The organism is Streptomyces sp. NPDC059668 (assembly GCF_042734135.1).
In the GTDB taxonomy this organism is placed as follows: Bacteria; Actinomycetota; Actinomycetes; order Streptomycetales; family Streptomycetaceae; genus Streptomyces.
Map to the genome: position 1 here is coordinate 41,323 of NZ_JBHWEL010000042.1, position 22,156 is coordinate 63,478.

A 22,156-nucleotide genomic window follows, 5' to 3' on the forward strand; every position below is an offset into this window, starting at 1 on the left:
CGCCCCCCCCATCCCCCCCCACACACCGCCCCCCGCGGGGGGGGGGGGCGCGCCCGGGGCGCCGCGCCCCGCGGGCGCGGGGCGCGCCCCCCCCCCTCGCCTCGACCAGCGAGGGTGTTGCCTCAGCGGTCATGAACTACTCATTCGCTCGTACGTCCATGGAGTGCCCCGGGGGGCGTGGGGGCGCGCTATTCGCGGTCCTCGGCCGTGGCACGGCGACGCATCGCGAAGAACGCCCCGGCGCCCACGAGGACGACCACGCCCGCGACGATGCCGATGATGACGCCCGTCGAGCTCGAACCGTCGGAGGACGCACCGGAGGAGCCCGCCGGAACCGCCGACCACCAGCTCCAGTAGCCGTCCTGGCCGTAGATGTTCCCGGCCGCCTTCGGCATCGTCTCGATCGACTTGATCTGATCGGTGCGGTAGGCCTCCACCGCGTTCGGGTACGCCATGACGTTCATGTACCCGGTGTCGTACAGCCGCGACTCCATCTGCTTGACGATCTCCGCCCGCTTGGCGGTGTCGTACTCGGCGAGTTGCCGGCCGTACAGCTCGTCGTACTTCTTGTCGCAGATGAAGTTGTCCGTCGCACCCGTGTCCTTGGGCGTGGCGGGCAGCGCCGCGCAGGTGTGGATCGACAGCACGAAGTCGGGGTCGGGGTTGACGGACCAGCCGTCGAAGGCCAGGTCGTACTTGCCCGCGAGCCATGGGTCCGTCACGTTGTCCAGGCAGTCGAGGGTGACGCCGATGCCCAGCTTGCCGAACCACTCCTTCAGGTACTGTCCGACCGCCTTGTCGTTGGGGTCGGTGGCGTGGCACAGCACCCGGTAGTTGATCGGCTTGCCGTTCTTCTCGACGCGCTTGCCGTCGCCGTTCTTCTTGTACCCGGCCTGGTCGAGGAGTTGGGCCGCCTTCGCCGGGTCGTAGCCGAGGTTCTGGCTCGCCGACGGCTTCCAGTAGTACGTGGAGAAGCGCGGCGGGATGTATCCCTCGCCCTCGACGGCGTGGCCCTGGAAGACCTTGTCGACGAGGGCGCTCCGGTCGACGGCCATGAACAGCGCCTGGCGCACCCTCTGGTCGAGCAGCGACGCCGCTCCGTCGCCGAAGCGGTCCCCGTTCGCGGCCTGCGCGCCGGGATTGGTGGCGAGGGCGTAGAAGCGGCGGCCGGGGGCGTCGTTGACCTTGATGTTCGGCTGGCTCTTGAGCGCGGCGGACTGGGCGGGCGTCAGATTGGAGACGAACGACACCTCGCCCTTCTGCAGGGCCGCGACGGCCGCGTCACCGTCCTTGTAGTACTTGAACACCAGCTCGTCGAACCTGGGCGCGCCCCGCCAGAAGGTCTTGTTGGGCTTCAGCCGGACATAGCTGTCGGGCTTGTAGTCCGTCAGGATGAACGGCCCGTTGCCGACGATCGGGAAGCTCTTGTCGTTGTTGAACTTGGAGAAGTCCCCGACCTTCTCCCAGATGTGCCGGGGCACGATCGGGACGTCGAGGGCGGCCATGGTGGCCTGCGGCTTCTTCAGCTCGATGACCAGCTTGGTGGGGCTCGGGGCCGTGACCTTCTTGAAGTTGCCGACGAAGCTGCCGTTCGCGGTGGCCGCGTTCGGGTCGGTCATCATCTTGGTGAAGGTCCACGCCGCGTCCTCGGCGGTGGCCTGCCGGCCGTCCGACCACTTGGAGTTCGAGCGGATCGTGTAGGTCCAGGTGAGCTTGTCGGCGGACGGCGCCCACTTGGTGGCGAGGCCCGGGATCGCGTGGTTGTCCGCCGCGTCGTAGTTGGTCAGGTACTCGTACATGAGCCGGTGGATGCTCGTGCTGACCAGGCGCGACGCCAGGAAGGGGCTGAGCGAGTCGACGCTCTGCGCGACCGCGACGGTGAGGACGTTCTTGCCCTCCTCGGCCCGGGCCTGCTGGGGGGCCGGGTTGAGGGGGCTCGCGAGACCGGCCGTGAGGGTGAGGGCGGCGGCGCCCGCGGTGGCGAGGAGCCTGAGACGCGGGCGTCCTCCGGTGAGCTGATCTTGTCTGTTCATGGGTCGGTGACCTCGCGTCATCGCTCGCACGGGGATGGCTGGTTGAACTACTGGATCAGGGATGAACGGGGGGTGCCGGCGGGGTTGATGTGTGTGTCTATCAGCGCCGGTCTCCGCGAGTCAACGGCAGGTGGACCCCATGTGGCCTGCGGAAATAACGAGTTGGCGTGGAATATTCGCTCATTGGTTCAGACCGGTGAAGCCCCCCTGGCCAGGGGGTGACGCTCCCTTCGGCCCCTGGACGCACGAAGGCCCGCACCGTGGACGGACGGTGCGGGCCCTGGCGGGAAACGGCCCCTCGGGAGCGGCCGATCGGGTGATGGTCTCCGGTTACTGCTGAGGAGACGCGGGAGGCGGCGGCGGGGGAGGAGTGTGGCCCTGGTGCGGCGGGTAGGGCTGGCCGTCCTCGAAGGGCCGGCCGGTGGTGGGCTGCCCCTGCCCCTGCCCCGGCTGCGGCTGTGCTGGTGCTTGTGGGTGAGGCGGGGCCGGGGGCGGCGGGTATGCCTGGCCCTGCTGCGGCTGCTGCGGCTGCTGGGGCTGCTGCGGCGGGAGGGGCGCGCCCGGCTGCGGCGTGTAGGGGCCGCCCGGCTGGTACGGGTAGGGCTGCCCGGGGGCCGGTTGGCCGGGGGCGGCGGGCTGGGCACCCGGTACGGGTACGTCCTGCGGCGGGTACGAGTACTGCGGCCGGGTCGGCATCGGAGGGGCGGCCACCGGCGGCGGGTTGCCGTCGTTCGTCCACAGACCGTGCGACTGCTGATGACGCACGATGTCCTCGGCGACCAGCGCCGAGAGGTTGAAGTACGCCTCACGCACCTTGGGCCGCATCATGTCGAGGTCGACCTCGGCGCCCGCGGCCAGATGCTCGTCGAACGGCACCACCACGACACCGCGGCAGCGCGTCTCGAAGTGGCTGACGATGTCCTCCACCTTGATCATCTTGCCGGTCTCGCGCACTCCGGAGATGACGGTGAGGGAACGCGAGACGAGATCCGCGTACCCGTGCGCCGACAGCCAGTCCAGCGTCGTACTCGCGCTGCTCGCGCCGTCCACGGACGGCGTGGAGATGATGATGAGCTGGTCGGCGAGGTCGAGCACCCCGCGCATGGCGCTGTAGAGCAGACCCGTCCCGGAGTCGGTCAGGATGATCGGGTACTGCTTGCCCAGCACGTCTATCGCGCGCCGGTAGTCCTCGTCGTTGAAGGTCGTGGACACGGCCGGGTCCACGTCGTTGGCGATGATCTCGAGCCCCGACGAGGCCTGGGACGTGAACCGCCTGATGTCCATGTACGAGTTGAGGTACGGGATCGCCTGCACGAGGTCGCGGATGGTGGCCCCGGTCTCCCGCCGTACCCGGCGCCCGAGCGTTCCCGCGTCAGGGTTGGCGTCGATCGCGAGGATCTTGTCCTGCCGCTCGGTGGCGAGCGTGGAGCCGAGCGCGGTGGTGGTCGTCGTCTTTCCGACACCGCCCTTGAGGCTGATGACCGCGATCCGGTAGCACGACAGCACCGGCGTCCGGATCAGCTCCAGCTTCCGCTGCCGCTCGGCCTCCTCCTTCTTCCCGCCCAGCTTGAACCGGGAGGAACCGCCGCCGGGACGCCCGCTCTTGGCCTTCTGCTTCTTGTTGTTGAGCAGCCGGTCGGAGGACAGCTCCACCGCCGCGGTGTACCCGAGAGGCGCCGCCGAGGGGTTGGTGGGCTGCCGCTGGTCGTGCCGGACGGGCTGCGGCCAGGCGGTTCCGCTGCGGGGATCCACGGGGGCCTGCGGCGGGGGCTGCTGGTGCGGGGAGGGGTGCGGGGCCTCGGACGGCACGCCCGGGTGCGGCTGGTACTGCGCGGGGATGTTCGGCTGCGCCGGGTGCGGTTGCTGTGCGGGGATGTGCGGCTGCTGCGGCTGCGCGGGCGGCTGGGGGTGCGGCGGGAAGCCGTAGCCCGGCTGCGGGCCCGGCGCCTCGGGTGCGGCCGGCTGGGGAGCCGGGTCGCCCGGTTGCGGGAAGCCGTAACCGGTCGGCGGGGCCGGGGGGTTGGGGGCAGCGGGAGCCGGAATCCCGGGTTGCGGGAAGCCGTAGCCGTCCTGCGGCGCGGGCGGGACCGGTGGGCCCTGCTGCGGGAAGCCGTAACCGGTCGGCGGGGCCGGGGGGTTGGGGGCTGCGGGAGCCGGAATCCCGGGCTGCGGGAACCCGTAGCCGGCTTGCGGCGCGGGCGGCTGGGGGACCGGGTCGCCCGGCTGGGGGAAACCGTACGCGGGCTGCGGCGCGGGCGGGGCAGGCGTGTCCTGCTGCGGGAAGCCGTAGGCGGTCGGCGGCACCGGGGCCGCCGGTGCGGGCGCCGGGGGTACCGGGCCCGGCGCGGGCGGCGCGGCCTGCGGGTCCCAGGCCGTGGGCGCGGGCTGCGCGGTGGGCGGCTGGAACGGCGGTTGCGGCGGGGCCGACGGCTGGTGCGACTGGACCTGGGCGTGCTGGGGCGGCGTGGGCGGCTGCGCCCCGGCGTCCGAGGGGTGCGGGGGTGCGGGAGGCTGCGTGGGCGGCTGCCCCTGCACGGCCGACGGCTGCGGCTGCGTCTCGGGCGCGGGCGGTGCCACCGGCCCGGGCGCGGGCCACTGCGCGGCGGGCGCGGGGGCGGCGGGCTGGTACGCGGGCGGCAGGGGCGGCAGCGCGCCCTGCGCCATCGGCGGGGGAGTCCAGGCGGGCGCCGCTTCCGGCGCGTCCACGGGTACGTCCACTCCGGCGTCCGGCGCCGCGCTCTCGGGCGGGGTGCCCGACGGGTCGGTGGCCTCGGCCCCCGCGTCCGGCGTTTCCGTGTCCTGGCCCGCGGAGTGCCGGGACGGCGCCTCAGGGGAGGAGGCGGCATCGAGTGCCCGGGCCTCCGCGTCGTCATCGCCGGCCTCGGGGTGCGCGGCCTCCGCCGACTCCGCCGGGGACAGGGCGTCCTCGGCTCCGGCATCCGCGTCCGCGGAGTCCTCTTCCTGCCCGGCGACGGGCTCCACGTCATCGGCGGGGGAGTCCGGGCGGGCGCCGCTCCCGGCGCCGTCCCGCCCGCTCGGATCGGTGTCCGTGCTCTCCGGTCGCGAGGGCGCGCCCTCGCTCACCGCGGACGCACCGGAACCTTCGTACGACTCCGACTCCGACTCGGCGTCCGACCTCGGCTCGGCGTCCGACCCGGACGCGGCAACCGGCGCGGCGACCTGAGCCACCGGAACCACCGGAACCACCGGAGCGCTCAACTCGAAGTCCCCGCCGGTCGCGTCACCGCCGTCCGGCCCGGCACCGGCCGGCTCCTGCTCGGGGACGGCCACGGCGTCACCGCTCGCCCCGCCCGCGACCCGGCTCCCGGCCTCGGCGACGTGCTCTCCCGCGGACCGCTCCGCGAACTCCCGCTTGAGCGCGGCGGCGGAAATACGCATGGTCGCGCCGCTCTCGATGTCACCGGCCGCGGCACCCGCCCGGTCGGCCGGTGCGGCCTGCGGAGACCAGGCGGCCTGCGGCATCGGCGCGGGCGGCGCCGGGGGGACCTGGGCCACCGGCGGCAGCGGCGGTCCCTGAGGGGCCGGTGGAGCGGGCGGAGCCGGAGCGGCGGGCACCTCGGGGACCGGAGCCTGCGCCCCCTGGGCCGAACCGGCCGACGCGTTCTGCGTGTACCAGGCGGGCGGCGCGTAGTCGATGGTGAACTCGCCCGTCGCCTCGACGGCGGACTCCGCGTCGGACTGGTCATCGCCGGGTGTGGCCCAGCCCCCGCGGATCCCGTCCCGATCGCTGTTCACAGTTCCTCCTGGTGTGGTCAAGCACCCTCGATACCGAGCTGGGGCGACCGTTCTCTTCATCTGGATCTCTTGGTCGGACACCGTCCGACGCCGTCCGGCACGCCGGACCGTCCCCGCCGGACGCGGGCGGTCCGCCGACGGGTCGGCCGACGGCGGGGTGTCGCGTCCGGCCCCAGCCTAATCACCACGGGCGCCACGACGGCAGGCCCGTCCACCCCTCCGCACAGGCCCACTTCGTCACACCCTGCCCAGAAGCGGCGTACGCACGCGTCACAGGGCGAAACAAATCGGGCAATCCTGGTGAACAAGTCGGTGGTGAGAGGAGGCAATCGGGCCGAAACGCCCGGGCCCGCTCCGGAAGTACCGGAGTGCGGAACGGGGTTGGTCCGGGGCGCTGCCGGGGTCGCGCCCGGTCAGTCCATCCTTCGCGGCGTACCGAACAATCCGGTCTCGGCGTCCGTGGGCTGCGTCATCACGTACTGCCGGTCGCGGTCGGCGCACCACAGGGTGACGCCGTCGGTGAGCGTCGGCAGCGACTCCACGTCGCCCCGGGGGAGCGCCAGCGCCCGCCCGATCTCCGCGGCCTCGTCCGGAGAGACCCGCTGCACACCGACGAGCCGCGCCTGCCGCAACAGCCGCGGGGCCACCGGGCTGAGATACGGCAACAGCGTCAGGATCGACTGCCAGGGTCCGGCCACCACCCGCCCGCGTGGTGGCCGCATTCCGCAGTCGCGCACCACCAGCACCGGGTTGCCCGCCGAGGCACCCTGCGGCGGGACCCGCCCCACGTCGTGCACACTCATGCCGTTCTGCCCGCCGCCCATGGCGTGCACCATCTGCATCCAGGCCTGCGCCCGCCCCGTCTCGACGGCGACGCGCGCCCCGGTGGCCGCCGCCCGCAGCGCGAGCACCTGCGCCGTCCACAGGCCGCCGATCAGGACGACGTCGTACGGAGTCGGCCGGTTGAGCCCGAGCACGGCGGGCTGCCCCGCGGCGTCCACCCCGATGACGACCCCGTCGTCCCCGATGGGCAGGGCCAGCGAGTCCACCTGGTCCACGGACAGCACATGCCGTCCGTGCCGCGGCCCGATCAGACCGAATCCGCTGCGCAGCAGGCCGCGCCGACGCTCCGGGCCCGAGGCCCCCGGCATGCCCGGAGAGCCCGGAGCGCCGGCCCCGGCAGCCCCCGAAGTCCCGTACGCCCCCGCCGCGGTGGCACCGGATGAGGTCATGGACATCAGCGAACACCTCCGAGCGGCAGCGTGGCGAGCACACCGGGAAGCTGCTCGCGGTCGAGCCGGGTCAGTCCGGTGCCGGCCCGGCGCGCCGCGTCCTCCAGCGAGCGCCGGGCCGCGACCAGTTCGTCGTCGCCGCGCCCGGTCACCCGAAGGTGTCCGCACAGCGACACGTCCTGACGCTCCCCGCGGCGCAGGGTGAGACTGAAGGTGGTGGCCAGCGCGGGCACGGCCGTGAGCAGGGCGACGAGTTGCGGCAGCGACGGCCCGCCAGAGCCGCCCAACTGGGGCCAGCGCCGCACCCAGTACGTCGTGTGTCTGCGGTTGTCGCAGCGCCAACTGCGGCTGGACTCCTCCGTCCGGCGTGCCGGCAGGTCCGTCCGTCCGGCCTCCGCCGTCACCAGGGGGTTCGCGCACGCCGAGGTCGCCACCGCGGCGGTCAGCTCCTCCTCGTTCAGCAGCGTCGTACGGAATCCCGCACCCGTGAGCCGGCTCGCGAGGTGGTCCGCGGCGCGTACGACGCACTTCTGCGCGCCGACGAGTCCGCCTCCGCGCGCGGCCACCGCCTCCGGGCACAGCTCCGGGTCGAGCTTCAGCGCGATCCAGGTGATGCGCACGGCGGGCGCCCCGGTCTGCTCCTGCAACGGCGCGTAGTTGCTGACCGCGACGGACTGCTGCGGCAGATGCAGGGCGGGCGCGGGCTGTGTGTGCAGCACGATCTGCGCCGACTCCAGGCGGACACCGTCCACCTCCAGCGCGTCCCGTACCAGTCCCAGGGGCAGCGGCTGGCGGCTCCGCTCGGCGCGCAGCGCGGTCGCGTCGGCCTCCACCTGAAGGACGGCGGTCACGAACGTGCCGTCCCCGATGACACCGACCGGGCGCCGGTCGCGGGCGCTGTAGGCGGAGGTGCGCAGGCTGGGGTCGCACTCCACGGCCGGGGCGAGGCCCGGCTCCGTACCGGGCCGTATCGGCGTACCGGCGGCGCGGCGGCGCCGGACGCGCAACGCCCTTGCCGTGGCGAGCCATTCGGGCAGCGAGCGGCCCCGGCGGCGCACCAGGGCGAGCAGGACCAGCACGACCGCGAGCGCGGCCGCGGGGACCAGGGCGAACGGGGAGACGACCCATCCGACGAGCAGTGCGGCGGCGGCGATCTCCAGCAGGACGACTCGTTGCAACCGGAACGATCCGGACCGTCCGGCACGGACCTTGAGGTGCAACGCACCTGTGCGGGGCCCGGATCGACCGGACCGGCCGGATGTCTCTGGCGGCTGCGGCCGGGACGCGGTGGAGCCCCGCTCCCGCGACCGGTCACGCGACCGGAACCGCGCTCCGGAAGCCATCACTTCATCCCCCCGTTTTCCTCACAACTCACTGGAACAACGCCACCACACAGGGCCCTTGAGGCGCCGATACCCTACCCGCACCACCGGACCGCTCCCTTACCAGGCATAGTAGGGGGCCGGTCCGACAGCGGAGGGCGGGGGACGGGACCCCCGGGCGCGGGCAGGGCGAGACACGGGGAGACACAGGCACACATGGCATCTCGGCGGGACCAGCTCAACGCCTACACCTTCGCGAAGCGCCGCATGCTCGCGTCCTTCGTCCAGTCGTCCCCGGACGGTTCCGAGGAGGGGGCACCGCGCCCGTTGCGGGCCGTGCTGCCGGGCACCATCGTGGGGGTCGTCATCCTGGCCGCGTTCGGCGCGTGGGGGATGTTCAAACCGACCGCCCCGCAGGGCTGGGACACCGTCGGCGAGAAGGTGATCATCGCCAGCGACTCCACCACCCGCTACGTGGTGCTCAGGACGGACGGCAAGGTGCAGCTGCACCCGGTCCTCAACATGGCGTCCGCGAAACTCCTCCTCAAGACGGGCAAGGGCGAGGTCGTCACCGTCGACGAGTCGATCCTCGACAAGGGCACCATCCCGCGCGGTGTCACGATCGGCATCCCCTACGCGCCCGACCGCCTGCCCGCGGCCTCGGAGGCGGGCTCCGCGAAGCGCTGGGCCGTCTGCGAACGCCCGAGCGCGGGCGGCGGGTCCATCCAGAAGGCAGCCTTCGTCCTCGCCTCCCGCGACACGGACCGGACCGAGGGAAGCCGGGAGAAACTGCACGGCGGCGACCTGCTGTACGTCGTCGCACCGGACAAGAACCGCTACGTCGTCGACGCGCACGGCACCTCGTACCAGGTGGACAGGAACGACGAGTTCCTGCTGCGCACCCTCGTCGGCTCCGGCCGGGAACCCCAACGGGTGTCCAAGGAGTGGCTGGAGACCCTGCACCAGGGTGACCCGATCACCTTCCCGAAGGTCGACGGGCAGGTCGGTGCCGACGCCGGCGTCGGGGGCGGACTGCCCGCCGCGGCGGACAAGGTCGGCATGCTGCTCAAGGCTCCGAACGGCGACCGGGACCAGTACTACGTCGTCGAGCCGGGCAAGGTGGTGCCCGTCTCGGACTTCACCGAGAAGCTGCTGCTCAGCAGCCCGGACCTGGGAGGACTCGACCAGACCGACGCGCTGGACGTCCGGATCTCCGACTTCACCCCGGATTCCCGGGAGTTCGCCGCCGACTTCGACTGGCCGGCCGAGTCCCCGTCGACCGTCAACGAGGCGGGCACCGGCCCGAGCAGCCGCAACACCGTCTGCAACGTCCTGCGGGGCGTCGACAAGGACAAGGGCACGACGACGCTCAGCACTTGGGCGGGCACCGACTTCCCGGCCCCCCTCCCGACCGGCTCGACCAGCGCGTACGTCACCCCCGGCTCCGGCCAGCTCTACCGCCAGTTCCAGGGCGAGGAGACCAGGGCGGGCGGCGTCTTCCTCGTGACCGACACCGGACTGCGGTACGCGATGCAGTCCAACGACGACAGCGCCACGGACGACGCGGGCATCGGCACCACGGCGAAGGAACGCAAGCAGCTGGAACAGGAGGCCCAACTGGCCCAGGTCCGCCTGGGCTACTCGGGCGTGGATCCGGCACCGATCCCCGTCGCGTGGTCCTCGTTCCTGTCCACCGGCCCCCGGCTGTCGACGTCGGCGGCCCGCCAGCCGCAGGGCTCCTAGGGATTCGGGGGTCAGTCCATGCCGTACGCGCCCGCCGTGAGGTCTCCGCGTGCAGCGGCCCTCGCCGCCGCGACACTGCTCGCCTCCACCGTCACCGCCGCCCTCGCGCCGCCCGCGACCGCGGACTCGTCAACCGACCAGTGCACCTTCCCGAACAAGATGTACGCGGGCCGCCCCTGGGCCCTGCAACGCGTCCTCCTCGACGAGCTGTGGAGCCGGTCCAAGGGCAAGGGCGTACGGGTGGCAGTCATCGACACCGGCGTGGACGTGCGCAACCCGCAGCTCACCCACGCGGTGGACACGACGGCCGGACGCAACTTCCTTCCCAAGAAGCTGAAGGACGACAACGGGGATCCGATCCCGCGCGGCAAGGAGAACGGCACGACGGACACCGTCGGCCACGGCACACGCGTCGCGGGCATCATCGCGGCCCGGCCCGCGCCGAAGACCGGATTCGTGGGCCTGGCCCCCGAGGCGACGATCATCCCGATCGAGCAGAACGACGCCGAGGGCCACGGCACGGCGTCGACACTGGCGACGGCCATCCGCCACGCGGTCAAGGTCGGGGCCGATGTCATCAACATCTCCCAGGACACCGCCAACGCCGTGGCGCCCGACCTGGACCTGAAGCGGGCGGTGGACGAGGCGCTGCGCGCGAACGTCGTGGTCGTCGCGTCCGCGGGCAACGACGGCCTGGGGGGCAACGTCAAGGAGACCTACCCGGCGTCGTACCCCGGTGTGCTGGCCGTCGCGGCCTCGGACCGCAACAACGAGCGCGCCTCCTTCTCCCAGTCCGGCGACTTCGTCGGCGTCGCCGCTCCGGGCGTGGACATGATCTCCACCGTCCCCAAGGGCGGCCACTGCCCGGACAACGGCACCAGTTTCTCGGCCCCGTACGTGGCCGGGGTCGCGGCCCTGATCAAGGCCGAACACCCGGACTGGACCCCGCGCGAGATCGTGGCGCAGATCGAACAGACCGCGGAACGCTCCGTACCCGGCCGCGACCGGCTGGTCGGCTGGGGCGTCGTCGACCCGGTCCGCGCCCTGACCGAGGACGACCACCCCCGGGAGTTCCCCGATCCCCTGGAGGGGCTCTCCGAGGCGGAGGCCCCGGTCCCCGCCGCCCTGCAACTGGGCGAGACCCCGGACGAGCGCAACGCCCGTCTGGCGACGTACGTGGCGGTGGGCGCGGTGGTGCTGGTCGCGGGGCTGGCCGGGGGCGCGGTGGCGATACGGGACGCGCGGCGTCGCGGGCGGCGGATCCCGGGGACTGAGTAGAAGTACTCATGCCCGGCTGCCCGTTGCACGACTAGCCTCGCGTTGCGGGAGTGATCATCGTGGCGCACCGGGCATGGTGAAGGAGGAGTGAAGCCTCGCACAGTCGTAGCAGAGCTGCCGCATAAGGCAGTTGGGGCTGTCACATGAATTGACTAGAGTGGTTGCGTTGCAGACAGGAACGCTCGGGGGCGCGGTATCCCCGGGCAGGCGACGACAACGGGGAGGGAAAGCATCGTGCTTCCTGCGGACATGGCTGGCAGTGGGGGCGCCGACCTGAGGCGTGGCATGGAGGCGCTGACGACCTTCAAGAAGCGTGTGGACGGCGTGCTCTCGAACTTCGAGGGTTCACCGGGCAGCGCGACGAAGGTCGGCGCCCACACGATCTCCCAGGCGTCGTTCTGCGGCCGGGGCGACTTCGGCGAGGCCAAGGGCCTCCACACGCAGTACGAGCGCGTCCACGAACGTCTCACCTCCCTCTCCAAGTCCCTCGGGTTGCAGATCGAGGCCCTCCGGATCGCCGTGCACGGCGCGGACGTCGGCTTCGACAACCTGGAGGAGGAACTCCGGCACCGCTTCTGGGAGATCCAGACGCAGGTCCGCCACGAGCACGAGCAGGCGCAGCGCGAGAAGGCCGAGGCCGAGGCCGCGAAGCACGGCAAGCCCGAGGAGAAGCGCTCCGACGACACCAAGTCCGAGGCCGGGTACTGATGGGTGACGAGAAGAACAAGCCGGACCACAAGGCCGACCTGGAGCACGTGAACCAGCAGGTCGGCGTCATCGACGCGACCACCGCCGTGTCCGAGATGCTCAACCACACCTTCCTCGGTGGCGGTGTCCGCTTCTTCGGCAAGACCGACTTCGAGGGCCACGAGCTCAACACCATGGTCGACATGGTCGAGTCCGCGAACCCGGAGCACCTGGAGACCGCGGGCAAGGCCCTGTGGGACGCCCGGGACGCGATCAACGACGCCGCCGAGGAACTGAGCGGTCACATCGGCCGGGTCGACTGGGACGGCGAGGCGGGCAGCGCGTTCCGCACGTGGGGCGGCAACCTCGTCACCCACGCGCGTGACCTCGCCACCTTCGCGGAGGTCGCGGGCACGCAGATCACCGCGGCGGCCACGGGACTCGCGTCCGTACGCAAGTCCATGCCGCCGCGCGACGCCCGGCTGTCCCCCAAGAAGGTCGCCGACATCCCGGCACCCAAGCGGGTCGAGGGCAATCACGAGTACACGGCGGCGGTGACGGCCGAGAACCACCGCCAAGAGGCGATCAACCAGATGAACCGGCTGTCGTCGTTCTACGCGGTCTCGGAGGAGACGCTGGCGGCCCAGCAGCCACCGGTGTTCGAGCCTATGCCGAGGGTGGGGGTGCCGAAGCCGGATCCCGGGTTCTTCCATGGGGGCGGGGAGAACGGAGGGCCGGGAGGCGCCCCGCTCCGGGCCAAGAGCGAGCCCGGCTCGGTGCACCACTCCACTGCCGACACACTGGTGGAAACACGGCACCCGGCGGACATCCCGCACTCCGCCAAGAGCGTGGACGACCCGATTTCGTACCCGGACTCCCACGTCGGTACGGAGATCGACAGCGTCGGCACGCTGCCGCAGGACACCGCCCACCACGTGACCGCGGTGCCTCCGTCGGTGACGGGGCCAGGCGGAGGCCCTGCGGGAACCGTCCCAGTCATCGGTACCGGCTCGGCACCCCCCGCCTTCGGCGGCCCGGTCGGGCGTATCCCGGGATCGGGCGGAGCGAACGGGGCCAGGCCGCCCCTCTCGACACAGGGACGCGTCGGCACCAACCCCGGCGGTACGCCGGGCAAGACGGCGGGGCGCGGCCCGGTAGGGCAGGTCGGACGCGCTGCCACCACCGGTCAGGCCGGGGCACGTGGCGTCGGATCGGCCACGGGCAGGTCGCCGATGGGGCGGAGCGTCACCGGCGGGATGCCGAGGACCGGAGGCACGGCAGCCGGACGAGCCGGCAACGTGCCGGGCGGGCGTCCTGGTGGCACAGGAGCCGCAAGTACGGGACGCGCCGGTGGTGTTGTCGGCGGGAAGCCCAGCACGGCGGCCACGCCCGGCAAGCCGAGTTCCAGATTGCCGCGCGGCACAGTCGTCGGCGGCAAGGGCGCGGCTGAATCACCCGCGTCCGGCGACAGGCTCGGTCAGCGGGGAGTGATCGGAGCTCCCAATCAGACCAGAGGCGCAGGGCCAGGACAGACGCCCCGCCGATCCACAAGCAACCCTGACGGCGTGGTCGGGGCACCCAGGGGCCGGACCTCCGGAGCGAAGAACAAGGGGTTCACCTCCGGTGGCACCGGCTTGGTGAGGGGCCCAGGGGGCAAGCAGGCTCCAGATCCCGCACGTGGCAAGAGCGCGTCACGTCGGGAGCGACCGAACGATGACGACGCCGAGGACGAGACACGTTCGCGTGAGGACCCGCGGCGCGATGTGCCGCCGACGACAGACTGACCGGATACGAGCGAGGACAGACAGAGGCATGGTGTCAGGGATCAGCCGAGATGGCAGGCGGACCGCTACCTCCGTGGGGCGTGACAGGAGGCGGGTGTCCTCCGTATGCGCAGCGCTTGGCGCGGTGGTCGTTCTGTCGGCCGGGTTGGCTCCGAGCGCGGCAGCCGATGATGTCCAGTCCAAGCAGTGGTACCTGGGGCCGATGAAGGCCGACGAGATGTGGAAGGTGAGCACGGGCAAGGGCGTGAAGGTGGCCGTGATCGACTCGGGTGTCAACCCCGAGACTCCTTCACTCAAGGGACAGGTGCTCGTCGGCGAGGTGCCGAAAGCCGTCTCGTACCACGTCACCGAGGACTACACGGGCCATGGGACGAGCATGGCCGAACTGATCGCCGGTACAGGTGCCGGAGGTGGTCTGAAAGGTCTGGCCCCGGGGGCGAAGATCGTGCCGTACCGGATCGTGACCAAGGACCTGAAGGGCGAGGCGGAGAGGAAGAAGACATCGACCTCCGCCATGGCGATCAGGGCGGCCGCCGACAGCGATGCCAAGATCATCAGCATGTCCTACGGCAGCCCGGCCAGTGACCCGGATGAAGAGGCGGCCGTCAAGTACGCCTATTCGAAGGGCAAGTTGCTGATCGCCGGCACCGGCAACAACGCGGAGAAGTTCAACCTGATCGGGTACCCGGCCTCGTATCCGTTCGTCGTCGGAGTCGCCGCCGCGGACAAGACCGGAAAGGTCGGGAAGTTCTCGGAGCACGGCAACTACGTCGATCTCGCCGCCCCCGGCCTCGACGTGCCCACCTGGTGCGACGCGACGTTCAAGTCGTACTGCCCCGGCGTGGGAACGAGTATGTCCACCGCCATCACCTCCGCCTCCGCCGCCCTCGTCTGGTCCGCCCACCCCGACTGGACGGCCAACCAGGTCCTCGCGAGCCTCATAGACACCGCGGGACGCGACTGGCCGAAGAACGAGCCGAGCAACTACCTCGGATACGGCCTCATCCGGCCCCGCAAGGTGCTGGAGAACACCGGCATCGACCCCGGACCGGCCAAGACCGACCCGCTCAGCTACGAGAACGGGGTCGGCGTCATCGACGCCTCCCCGTCCGCCACCGCGTCGACCGCGACGCAGCCCCCGAAAACCACCACTGGTGACCGGAGTTCGGCGGCGGGATCGAACACGGAATCGTCCGGCGGCACCCCCTGGGGTGCTCTCGCCGGTGCCGCGGCCGTGCTGGTGATCGCGGGCGGCGCCTTCGCGGTGATCCGTTCACGGCGCCGCGCATGACCACCTCGCACGTCCGGACCGCTCGGTGACGTGTGTGCAGGAAAGACGAACCACAACCCACGAAAGGGAGTGCGGACATGGCCGACGGCCGCAAGTTCGACGACGACCGGGTACAGAAACTCCAGACGAACGTCCTGGACCGGTACGAGTCCATCAAGAAGCAACTCGCCGCCCTCCAGGGGACGATCGACATGATCGAGGCCAGCTGGACGGGTGTCGGCGCCAACGCCTTCAACAAGAAGCAGACCGAGATCAACGACAACATGGCCCAGATCGGCCGGATGCTCGACCGGTTCCTCGAGAACCTGCACCTCACCAAGTCGGACAAGATCAAGCTCGAGGACGAACTCCACTCGACGATCACCAACATCCAGGTGGACCTCGGCGGCAAGACCTCGGCGCTCAACAGCTACTGACCGCGCCGAGCCGCACCGTTCCCCGGACCGCGAGGTCCGTCCGAAATCGTCAAGGAGATGAGGAAACATGTCCGGCGTCCACTACCAGGACCTCGCCGTCAAGTACGGCACCCTGGACGCGCTCACCACGGAACTCGGCAACCAGGCCAAGAAGCTCGAGGAAGACCTCGGGGCGCTCAAGCAGGCCGTTCTCGACGCGGCGGAAGGCTGGGGCGGCGAGGCCTACGACGCGTTTCAGGCGCAGTCGAAGGAGTGGGACAACCACGCCACCGCCGTCCACCAGGCGCTGCTGTCGATCTCGCAGAAGGTCCACCAGGCCGGCGGTGACTACCGGGGCGGCGACCTCAAGGGAGCCAGCTACTTCCAGTAGGACCCGACGGCACGGACGACCGGGGTGGGCACGCACGGGAGGTGCCCACCCCGTTCCGTACCACCGCCGTACGACCACCGCCGCGGGGCTCCGCACACGAGCGGCGAGGAGAGCGGAACACCCGCCCACCTCGCCGCCGTTCGCCGTCCGGCACCCCGTGACGGTCACCTCGTGCCGCCGGTGACCCGTGCCCGGTCAGCACCCGCCGGTCAGTACGTCCCCTCCGGCACCAGCCCCGTCTGCACCAACGGCTTCCCCCGCCGGCGTGACACGAAGACGCCCCGCCCCGCGGGCATCGGCCGGGGCCGCACCCCGCCGAGGATGTCGCCCTCGCCCGGATCACCGGCGAGCACCACACCCTGCGCGCCCAGCTCCTTCATTCGCTGCATGAAGGGCTCGTACGAGGCGCGCCCCGCGCCCGCCGTGGAGCGGGCGATGATGAACCGCACGCCCACGTCCCGTGCGAACGGCAGCAGTTCCGTCAGACCGCTCAGCGGGTTGCCGCTGGACGTGGCGACGAGATCGTAGTCGTCGATGACGACGTACACCGTCGGTCCCCGCCACCAGCTCCGCTCCCGCAGCTGCTGCGCGGTGACCTCCGCCGTGGGGGTGCGGCGCTGCATCAGGTCCACCAGCGCCGCCATGTGGTGGTCCATGGCGTTGGACATCGGGATGTACTCGGCGAGGTGGGTGGCCGGGGTGACGTCCAGCAGCGAGCGCCGGTTGTCGACGACGAAGAGCTTGCAGTCGTCGCCCGGATAGCGCTCGGTGAGCTGCTTGATCAGCAGCCGCAGCAGGTTCGACTTGCCGGACTCGCTCTCGCCGTAGACGAGGAAGAACGGGTCCTGCTCGAAGTCGACGTAGACGGGTTCGAGGTTGTCCTCGTCGAGCGCGAACGCGACGCCCCGGCGCGGGAACCTGTCGCCCGGCGGCAGCTGCTGCGCCGGGAACTCGCGCGGCAGCAGCCGGACTTCGGGGGCACCGGGCTCCTGCCAGTGCCGGGAGACCTCCGCCGCCAGCGCGGCCGTCGCGTCGGCGAGGTCCGTGTCGGAGGTCAGACTGTCGATGCGCGGGACGGCCCCCATGAAGTGCAGTTTCTGCGGCGACTGGCCGCGTCCGGGCACCCCGGTCGGGACGTTCGCGGCCACCTTGCGGTCCAGCTCCGAGTCCATGGTGTCGCCGAGACGCAGCTCCAGACGGTTCATCAGGTGGTCCTTGAGGTTCGCCCGGACCTCCATCGACCGGGACGCGGTCAGCACCAGGTGGATGCCGTAGCCGAGGCCGCGCGCCGCGATGTCCAGGACGACCCCCTCCGCCGCCTCGTAGTCGCCGCGGAAGTTGCCCCAGCCGTCGATGACCAGGAAGACGTCCCCCCACGGCTGGTCGGTCACCGAGACCTCGCCACGCGCCCGCTTGGTACGGAACTCCGCGATCGAGGAGATCCCGGAGGAGCGGAAGTACTCCTCGCGCCGGGTCATGACGCCGTACACCTCGGCGACCGTGCGCCGCACCTTCTCCGGGTCCAGGCGCGAGGCGACCCCGCCGACGTGCGGGAGTCCGGCGACGGCCGCCAGACCGCCACCGCCGAAGTCGAGACCGTAGAACTGCACCTCGTGCGGGGTGTGGGTGAGGGCGAAGGAGGCGATCAGCGAACGCAGCAGCGTCGACTTGCCCGACTGCGGGCCGCCGATGATCTGCATGTGGCCCGCGGCGCCCGAGAAGTCGGCCCACAACGGGTCGCGGCGCTGCTCGTACGGCTTGTCGACGAGACCGACGGGAACGACGAGCCGCCCCGCCCCCTCGTAGCCGGGCTGGGTGAGCCCGCGCCCCGGTACGGCGGCCAGTCCCGGCAGCAGTCCGTCCAGCGACGGCGGGCTGTCCAGCGGCGGCAGCCACACCTGGTGGGCGGCCGGGCCCTGCGCCTCCAGCCGGCGCACGATCACGTCGAGCACGGTGTCGGCGAGGGCGTCGTCCGTCTCCGGTGCCGTCGCCGGGCGCTGCTGGGGCACGGCCACGTACCGCACCGGCACCTCCGCCGCCGTGAAGAGCACCGGCTGCCTGTCGACCGGCAGCGCTCCGCCGAGCGCCGCCTGCGCCGGACCCGTGCGGTACACCCCGGAGACGTACGCCGCCTTGAAGCGCACCATCTCGTCGGTGCCGAACTTGAGGAAGCCGGAACCCGGGACGTTCGGCAGTTCGTAGGCGTCCGGGACACCCAGCGCCGCGCGGGACTCGGCGGCCGAGAACGTCCGCAGGCCGACGCGGTACGAGAGATACGTCTCCAGACCGCGCAGCCTGCCCTCCTCCAGGCGCTGCGAGGCCAGCAGCAGGTGCACGCCGAGCGAGCGGCCGATACGGCCGATCTGCACGAACATCTCGATGAAGTCCGGCTTGGCGGTGAGCAGTTCGCTGAACTCGTCGATCACCAGGACGAGCGAGGGGATCGGCTGGAGGGCGGCACCCGCGGCACGAGCCTTCTCGTAGTCGTGGATGTTCGCGTAGTTGCCCGCGTCGCGCAGCATCTCCTGACGCCGGTTGAGCTCGCCGCGGATGGAGTCGCCCATGCGGTCGACCAGCGTCAGGTCGTCCGCCAGGTTGGTGATGACGGCCGCGACGTGCGGCATCTGCGCCATGCCCGCGAAGGTGGCACCGCCCTTGAAGTCCGCGAGGACGAAGTTCAGCGTCTCGGAGGAATGCGTCACCGCGAGACCGAGCACCAGCGTGCGCAGCAGCTCCGACTTGCCGGAACCCGTCGCGCCCACGCACAGCCCGTGCGGACCCATGCCCTCCTGCGCGGCCTCCTTGAGGTCCAGCATCACGGGCCGGCCGTCCTCGCCGACACCGATCGGCACCCGAAGCCGCTCGGCGAGCGAACGCGGCCGCCAGGTGCGCTTGGTGTCCACCGAGGCGGCGTCACCGAGGCTCAGCAGATCCGTGAACTCCAGGTTGGCGAGCAGCGGTTCGTCGTCGTCCCCGCCCGAGGCCATGCGCAGCGGCGCCAGTTGCCGCGCCAGCGCCTCCGCGGACTCGTACGACAGGACGTCCGGCGTGCCCTCGTAGACGAGACCGTGCCCCGACTCCAGGTGCAGCGCCTGCGGTTGTACGACGATGGAGAGGTCGCCGCGCGCTCCGGTGAGCTCACCGGGCACGACCTCGACGACCGTCACGCCCTGCAACCCCTCCGGGGTGGCGAGGACGGAGTCCGGCGGCAGCGACAGACCGTCGAGCACGACGACGATGTGCGGCTCGTCGGGGAGCGGGGTGGCGCCCGGGTGGAAGCGCGGGCGCCCGGTCAGCCGGGTGGCCAGCAGGTCCTCCAGCTCCCGGGTGTCGGCGCCGATCAGCCGGCGGCTGCCCGCGCCGTCCACCACGCCGGACGCCTGCGCGTGCGGCAGCCACTTCGCCCACTCCCAGTGCGGCAGCTCCTCGCGCCCGGCCGCGACCACGATCGTCAGGTCCTCGGGGGAGTGCAGTGAGGCCAGCGAGCCGGTCAGGGCGCGCGCCGAGGCGCGTACGGACCGCGGGTCGCCGCTGACCGTGACGTGGTAGAAGGCGCGCAGCGAGACGGCCATCGGCAGGGCGTCCAGGACACTGTGGGTGGCCACGAAACGCTGCATGGCCCCCGCGGTCAGGGGCTCCAGCTGGTCGACCGGCCCGGTGTCGGGGGAGACCAGCGGGGTCGCCAGCGACTGCGGGCCGAGGCCGATGCGTACCTGGGCGAAGTCCTCGTCGCCGGGCCGCCGTTCCCACACCCGGCTGCCCTCGGCGACCAGCGCCCACAACTGCTCGGGGGAGGGGTGCTGGAAGTACTGGGCGTCGCGCTGCGCCCGGGCCGTGTCCAGCGCCGCTCGCCGGGTCTGCGACAGATAGCTGAGATAGTCGCGGCGCATGTCCGCCAACTGCCCCTGGGAGCCGCGGCGGAAGCGGACCACCATCGCGATGGACATGGCCACCGTCGACGCGATCATCACCATGCCCATGATCTTCATGAACGGCTGCCCGTTGGTGAAGAAGAAGACCACTGAACCGCCCATGCCGAGCGTCGGCAGCAACTGCATCAGGACGCTCTCCTGGTGCCCGCGCGGAAGCTCCGGCGGTGGCTGCAGGACGACCTCGGCGGTGGGTACTTCGGACGGCAGCGCCCTGGGCGGGCGCTTGACGATGATTTGGCTCACTGCTCACCAATTCCCTTGCCGGCCCCAGGGTCTTCCGCCCGCCGCCCCGTGTCAGGCGGGCGGAGGCCGCCGCGCGATCCTACTGACTTCCCGCTGAGGTCACAGGAGACGGGTGGGCGGTAAGGTGCCGGATGTTCGCGTGAGCACACGCGAACAGGGCCGGAGAATCAGGGCATTTCGCGCGATGTGGAGGCGCGTGAGGCCTTCCGTCCGGTCGCACGGGCCGCTTTCCGCCGCCTTGCCGCGCAGCCGGCCCGGCGTGCGGAGCAAAGAGACGCAGGACCTTCACACGGCGGACGCAGAACCACCGCAGCCGCGGCACCACCGCGCGGGCGCGATCGCCGAAGACCCGGAACCACCGCAGACGCAGGACCATCACTGAGGGGGAGCAGCAGGTGAGCATGACGGCCTCCGCGACAACCACCGGAGCCGGCGGGCCGGGCCCCGGAGCCCCCCAGGGGGCGGGCACCGGCCTGGGCTTCTGCCGGGTCACCATCGTCGCGCCCGACAGCCGGATCGACGTGGCACTGCCCGACGACATCCCGGTCGCCGACATCTACCCGGAGATCCTGCGGCTCTCCCAGCAGAGCCCCGCCGAGGGCGCCCCGGTCGGCTACCACCTCGTACGCCGCGACGGAACCGTCCTCGACAGCTCGCGCTCCTTCGCCGCCCAACGGATCCTCGACGGCGAACTCCTCACCCTGCGCCCCTTCTCCGAGTCGCTGCCGCCCGCCGTCTTCGACGACGTCTCCGAGGCCGTCGCGTCCGCGGTGACCCGTGAACGCAGCCTGTGGAGCGGCGACCTGACACGGGCCGCGGGGCTCGTCGGCGGCGCGGTCCTGCCGACGCTGCTCGCCTTCGTGGCCTGGACCGCCGATCCCCGCCACGACATGCACAGCCTGCCCGGCATCCTCGCGGGCGTCACCGGCGTGCTGTTGGTCGTCCTCGCGGCGGTCCGCGCCCGGATCTACGACGACCGCGCCTCCGCGGTCGCGCTCGGGCTCGGCGCGCTTCCGAACGTGGGCGTCGCGGGCTCCGGGCTGCTCGCTGTCGCGCACGGTGAGGGCATCGGCAAGCTCCAGTTCCTGCTCGCCTGCGCCGCGGTGCTGGTCGCCTCGGTGGTCCTGACCGTGTGCTCGCCGCGCGGCGACGGCCCGTTCGTCGCCTTCGTGTTCGCCTCCGGCGTCGGCCTGGTCACCGTGTTCGTGGCCCTGCTCGTGCACTGGACGCCCACCGAGACCGCCGCGCTGTGCGCACCGGTCGCCGTGGGAGCCCTGGCCTTCCTGCCGGGCATGTCCATGCGCTTCGCCCGCATCCCGATCGGCTTCGACCCCCCGAACGCCACCCCGCGCAGCGCGTACGGAGCGGAGCCCGCTCCTCCGGAGCCGGTCGACGCCGACCGCATCGAGGCGCAGACCCGCCGCGGCCACGAACTCCTCGTCGGTCTCGTCGGCGGGTGCGCGCTGCTCGCCGTCGGCGCCTGCGCGGTGCTCGGCTTCTCCGACGACCTCTGGGGGCAGCTCCTCGCCTTCGCGACCGGCGTCGCCCTCCTGATGCGCGCCCACCTCTTCCGCTACACCGCGCAGGTCGCCCCGGTGCTGGGCGCGGGTCTCGGCGCCCTCGTCCTGCTGGGCCTCGGCCTTGCCCTCCACCCGCCGCACTCCCTGGTGCGCGACGCCCTCGCCGGGGACCGCGCGGACCTGGACATCCGTACGATCTGGCTCGTCGCGGCGATCGCGGCGGCCGCGGCGCTGGTCACCGCGCTCGGACTGATCCTGCCGCGCGGCGGCCTCACCCCGTTCTGGGGCCGCTTCCTGGAGATCGCCGAGAGTTTCGTGCTGCTCACCCTGATCCCGCTGGCGCTCGCGGTTTTCGATGTCTACGGCACGGCCCGCTCGATGACGGGCTGACCGGCCACGCGCTTCGACCGCGCCGGCGACAGGGACAGGGAAGGCGAGAGAGACGGAGAAGGCGACAGGGACAGCGGAGGGGGGGGGGGGGGCGCGCCCGCCCCCCCCCCCGCCCCCCGCCCCCCCGCCCCCGGAGGCGCAGCGGCCGCCCGGGCGGGG

Annotated in this window: 13 protein-coding genes; 8 read left to right on the forward strand and 5 right to left on the reverse strand. The window is 71.9% G+C overall.

Going from position 1 to position 22,156, the window contains the following annotated elements:
* Nucleotides 1-188: 188 nt before the first annotated feature.
* The 4 genes from ACFV2J_RS26500 to eccE form a co-directional block, all read right to left on the reverse strand.
* Nucleotides 189-2,033 carry an ABC transporter substrate-binding protein gene (locus ACFV2J_RS26500; RefSeq protein WP_385096854.1) on the reverse strand — a complete coding sequence of 615 codons (1,845 nt, stop codon included), beginning with the start codon at nt 2,031-2,033 and terminating at the stop codon, nt 189-191.
* A gap of 330 nt (nt 2,034-2,363) precedes the next feature.
* The gene (locus tag ACFV2J_RS26505) at nt 2,364-5,789 is read right to left on the reverse strand and encodes an SCO5717 family growth-regulating ATPase (protein ID WP_385440988.1); all 3,426 of its coding nucleotides are present in this window, start codon (nt 5,787-5,789) and stop codon (nt 2,364-2,366) included.
* Between the two features lie 413 nt (nt 5,790-6,202).
* On the reverse strand, nt 6,203-6,940 hold the full coding sequence (locus ACFV2J_RS26510) for a hypothetical protein (protein ID WP_385087274.1): 738 nt from the start codon (nt 6,938-6,940) through the stop codon (nt 6,203-6,205).
* A gap of 86 nt (nt 6,941-7,026) precedes the next feature.
* On the reverse strand, nt 7,027-8,364 hold the full coding sequence (gene eccE, locus ACFV2J_RS26515; RefSeq protein WP_385087272.1) for a type VII secretion protein EccE: 1,338 nt from the start codon (nt 8,362-8,364) through the stop codon (nt 7,027-7,029).
* Between the two features lie 195 nt (nt 8,365-8,559).
* Here eccE and eccB point away from each other — a divergent pair, with 195 nt between their 5' ends.
* From eccB to ACFV2J_RS26550, 7 genes are all read left to right on the forward strand, one after another.
* Complete coding sequence (gene eccB / locus ACFV2J_RS26520) at nt 8,560-10,086, forward strand: type VII secretion protein EccB (protein WP_385440992.1); 1,527 nt, start codon at nt 8,560-8,562, stop codon at nt 10,084-10,086.
* Nucleotides 10,087-10,104: 18 nt separating this feature from the next.
* On the forward strand, nt 10,105-11,364 hold the full coding sequence (gene mycP, locus ACFV2J_RS26525; protein WP_385440995.1) for a type VII secretion-associated serine protease mycosin: 1,260 nt from the start codon (nt 10,105-10,107) through the stop codon (nt 11,362-11,364).
* Between the two features lie 249 nt (nt 11,365-11,613).
* On the forward strand, nt 11,614-12,072 hold the full coding sequence (locus ACFV2J_RS26530) for a hypothetical protein (RefSeq protein WP_385087265.1): 459 nt from the start codon (nt 11,614-11,616) through the stop codon (nt 12,070-12,072).
* The gene (locus ACFV2J_RS26535) at nt 12,072-13,835 is read left to right on the forward strand and encodes a hypothetical protein (protein WP_385087263.1); all 1,764 of its coding nucleotides are present in this window, start codon (nt 12,072-12,074) and stop codon (nt 13,833-13,835) included. The genes ACFV2J_RS26530 and ACFV2J_RS26535 overlap by 1 nt, the downstream gene beginning before the upstream one ends.
* 202 nt (nt 13,836-14,037) lie before the next feature.
* The gene (locus ACFV2J_RS26540) at nt 14,038-15,126 is read left to right on the forward strand and encodes a S8 family serine peptidase (RefSeq protein WP_385087261.1); all 1,089 of its coding nucleotides are present in this window, start codon (nt 14,038-14,040) and stop codon (nt 15,124-15,126) included.
* A gap of 77 nt (nt 15,127-15,203) precedes the next feature.
* Nucleotides 15,204-15,542, forward strand: a complete 339-nt coding sequence (locus ACFV2J_RS26545; RefSeq protein ID WP_168530503.1) for a WXG100 family type VII secretion target — start codon at nt 15,204-15,206, stop codon at nt 15,540-15,542.
* A gap of 67 nt (nt 15,543-15,609) precedes the next feature.
* Nucleotides 15,610-15,912 (forward strand): WXG100 family type VII secretion target, encoded by a 303-nt coding sequence (locus ACFV2J_RS26550; RefSeq protein ID WP_148010778.1) that lies wholly within the window; start codon nt 15,610-15,612, stop codon nt 15,910-15,912.
* A gap of 209 nt (nt 15,913-16,121) precedes the next feature.
* Here ACFV2J_RS26550 and eccCa read toward each other — a convergent pair whose 3' ends face one another.
* Nucleotides 16,122-20,087 (reverse strand): type VII secretion protein EccCa, encoded by a 3,966-nt coding sequence (gene eccCa, locus ACFV2J_RS26555; RefSeq protein ID WP_385087259.1) that lies wholly within the window; start codon nt 20,085-20,087, stop codon nt 16,122-16,124.
* Nucleotides 20,088-20,482: 395 nt separating this feature from the next.
* Here eccCa and eccD point away from each other — a divergent pair, with 395 nt between their 5' ends.
* Nucleotides 20,483-21,997, forward strand: coding sequence for a type VII secretion integral membrane protein EccD (gene eccD / locus ACFV2J_RS26560; protein ID WP_385441003.1), 1,515 nt, complete (start codon nt 20,483-20,485; stop codon nt 21,995-21,997).
* Nucleotides 21,998-22,156: the final 159 nt, after the last annotated feature.